This window comes from Psychrobacillus sp. (assembly GCF_056205495.1).
In genome coordinates, this window is sequence record NZ_JBAEAP010000494.1 from 1 (window position 1) to 3393 (window position 3393).

The 3393-nt window shown below is 36.7% G+C and carries 4 protein-coding genes; all 4 read right to left on the minus strand.

The features are described from left to right. On the minus strand, positions 1-361 hold a 361-nt coding region (locus AC06OU_RS14120; RefSeq protein WP_475856619.1), incomplete at its 3' end, for a VOC family protein. 247 nt (positions 362-608) lie between these two features. Continuing rightward, a complete protein-coding gene (locus AC06OU_RS14125) occupies positions 609-1526 on the minus strand; it encodes a DUF1002 domain-containing protein (RefSeq protein ID WP_475856621.1) in 918 nt (305 codons plus the stop codon). A gap of 102 nt (positions 1527-1628) precedes the next feature. Then, complete coding sequence (locus tag AC06OU_RS14130) at positions 1629-2489, minus strand: CvfB family protein (RefSeq protein ID WP_475856622.1); 861 nt, start codon at positions 2487-2489, stop codon at positions 1629-1631. Positions 2490-2727: 238 nt separating this feature from the next. After that, positions 2728-3147, minus strand: a complete 420-nt coding sequence (mntR, locus tag AC06OU_RS14135) for a transcriptional regulator MntR (protein ID WP_169361364.1) — start codon at positions 3145-3147, stop codon at positions 2728-2730. Positions 3148-3393 lie beyond the last annotated feature (246 nt).

Below are 3393 nucleotides of genomic sequence, written 5' to 3' on the forward strand. Positions count from 1 at the left end.
AATCCTCAAAATATAGAGTTTTTCTACCAAACATTTCGGAAATTTCATTATGAGGAACTTCAAGATCCTGAAATCTCTTTTTCCAAAATTGCAAAGCTGTCTCACTTTTTACACGAAGCCCCGTGTTACTAATGCTCGACACTCCAGGATATGTTCTCCCTGCCATTGGTATGTCAAAATACGTCATATCCGTTCCAGGAGTCCCTACTGCATCAGCATAAAACAAATGATACGATGATGGATTATCCTGATTTACACTTTTTTTAACCAAACGCATCCCCAATATCCTTGTAAAAAAATCATGATTTTTACTTATATCAGCGCTTATAGCAGAAACATGGTGAATTCCAGCCAATTTCATATGATGACCTCCATTTATCTCGAATTCGAGATATTTATAATACCTATTTTATCAAATACAATTTTTTAATGCAAATTTCTAACTTATTTGTAGTAAGAGGATGAGACATAACTATTAGAAAAATTAAAAGACGTGAAATCAGCAAATTGATTTCACGCCTATAATTCTTTTAAAGGTAACTGATTTCTAATTAAAATTTCTCTATTCTCATTGTTTAGAGAGGAACCAGCGACTCCTAAGGTTCCATTTAACTAAAAACGGAACGAATAGAATCGATTAGATTATTGAAAAAATCTTTTACACTTTGCCAAAATCCTTCGTTATCTTTTATTTGATTAAACTTCTCTTCAATAGTTTTACTAAAGTCATTTAACTGATCTGACCACTTACTGAAATCGATGTCCAACTGACGAATACGGTCCATCAGGTCAATTAACAATTGACGATCTTTATCTGATAGCTCAATCTTCAATTTGGAAAGCTGTTCCGAAACTATTTTCTCTACTTCTTCACGAGAAGCAGGGTTTTGCTCAGCAATTTGCTTTTTAATTTCTGTTAAAAGCTCTGTAACCTCTTCTTCGTTTACTCCAGCATCCTTAGAAAGAATCGTTGCCACTGATAACTCTTCATTTGCTACATCTGTACGTTCTGGGTCTAGCTCTCCACCAGTAACTTCATAGGCTTTGTAAATACCAACTAGAGCAGAATGTCCTGTTACCGGCTTTGGAGCTGCAATATCTACCACCGCATCCTCAATTCCTGCTGTAAGCATTGCATTAGCATACATATCAGCAGTTACTTCTGTAATGTCATCAGGTGTCACTATGTTAATAACAAGACCCGAACCTGAATCTTTTCTAGTTATTTTTGCAGATGAGAACATTCTTGCTGAGGCATCACCATCTTTTAAATAGGTGGCTAAATCTTTTCCTGTCACAACAATTTCTTGTACATCTGATTTATCTGTAATTTTTAAGCTTTCTCTTACACTTTTCTTTTGGTCGTCAGTCAGGTTGCCTCCGTATACAACAATCGGTGCACCAAATTTTTCATTGACTACTTCGGTTCCTGTTTCTCCATTTGTATCTGCCAACGCAACATTGGAATTGGCTAAAACTCCTACAACAAGAAAAATAGCTAACCATACTTGTACCACTTTTTTCATTCCCCTAAAACCCCTTTCTCTTGGTTGGTACTATCATTAGTACGTAAAAAGGAGTAAAAAGTTCCGATAATTATCGATGCTTTTCCTCCTTATTATCTAATCCTATTGCTTCAATTCAGTCCAGCCGTCCTGTTGAATAATTTTCTTTTCTTTCATTAGTTTACCTAGGGCACGTTTAAAGGCTGCCTTACTCATCGAAAACATTTCTTTAATTTCCTCAGGTGATGATTTATCCGTAAATGGCATTTTACCACCAACATCATTTAAATAACGATAGATTGACTCTGCATCGTCACCTAAACGCTCATGCTTTCTAGGTAATAATGATCCATTTAGCGAGCCGTCGTCCTTAGTATCAATGATACGAACAGTTAGGTCTTGTCCTAATCTTGGTTCTTCTACACGTTCAGATTCATGAACAAAAACGCGATAGTTTTCCGGGACACTTAGCAAAAAGGTGCCTACAGGTAGGAGTCGATACGGTCTAGCTTGCAGGTTGCTATTTAAAAGAGTAGTTGGTGCATCAATGTATAGCTCCTCTACACGATCTTCTGTTGCCAATCGTCCAAAAAGCTCCCCTTCTCTATCCGTACGTAGGGTCATATAGAGATGATCTCCTTGAGCAGGCCATAACTCTTTTATCTTTGGTAGATCCTCAGCCTTTACCTGAACCTCTTTTGAAGTGCCAATATCGACGAATGCACCTTCTTTATCTGAAACCTTAATCACTCTTGCCCAGCCATATGTCCCTTTTTGAATGGAAGGTAGCTGAGTAGTTGCAGATAGATTACCTCTTCTATCCACAAATAGGAAAACCACAAGTGTATCATCCTCTTTTAGTTCCTCTGGCGCCTCCGAAGCATTTAAAGCTATTTCCGTGTCTTTATGCTGAAGAATCCATTTGGATCCTTCCTTGGATTTTACTTGTAATTTTAAAATTTCACCTGATAATAATTCTGTCAAAGTTACCGCTCTCCTTCTGACCATACTTTTGGTTGGTCTTTACCTACTATTTATAAATCTATAGTTTTGTTAACTCCGTAAAATGAGAGTGTTCTCCTATTTCGGAGATTTAGTGTAGCTTACTTATATTCTTTTCCAAATATATGATTTGAATTCGTTTAAGTTGTAAGTGTATGTACCTTTTCTAATTCCCTTATAACCTATTCAATTGTAAGATAAACTTTTATAGTCATTACATTTAGTCGTTTAAGTCTCTTCTTAGCTCTAGTAGCTTTGTTTGAATAGAAGTATCGTCTTCTAATATAAGAACTAAGTCTGAAATTCGGTCTATAGAGTTCCAGCTTAAATGATGTTCTATTCCTTCTACGTCTGCATAAATATTCTCTTCTTCTACACCGATTAAACGTAAAAAATCCTCTAACAATTCATGACGCTTTACTAGCTTTTTCCCTAGCTTCATCCCTTTGTTTGTTAGAGTAAGTCCACGATATTTTTCATATATTAAAAACCCATCTTTATCTAATTTCTGAACCATTTTGGTTACCGAAGATGGCAGTACTGATAATGCTTCTGCAATGTCAGACACACGAGCATAACCCTTCTGTTCAATAAGTATATAAATTTGTTCTATATGGTCTTCCATGCTTGGTGTTGGCATATTAATCTTCCTTTCATCCGTTCTTACTTATTTTACTACAATAGGCTGGCCTTCTCAATTTAAGTTAGGGTCTTACTTTTTTAAGTAGGCTATGTTGAAGTCTAGGGTTGATTTATGATGTGCTCTAAACCGGCAAGTAGAATTGATTTCCGCGCCAACCGGACGCTTTTTCGCGGGGTGAGCGATAAGCCATCACCCACGCTCACGCGAGTGGTTGTGATGGCTTATCGCTCACTCATTCCGGAG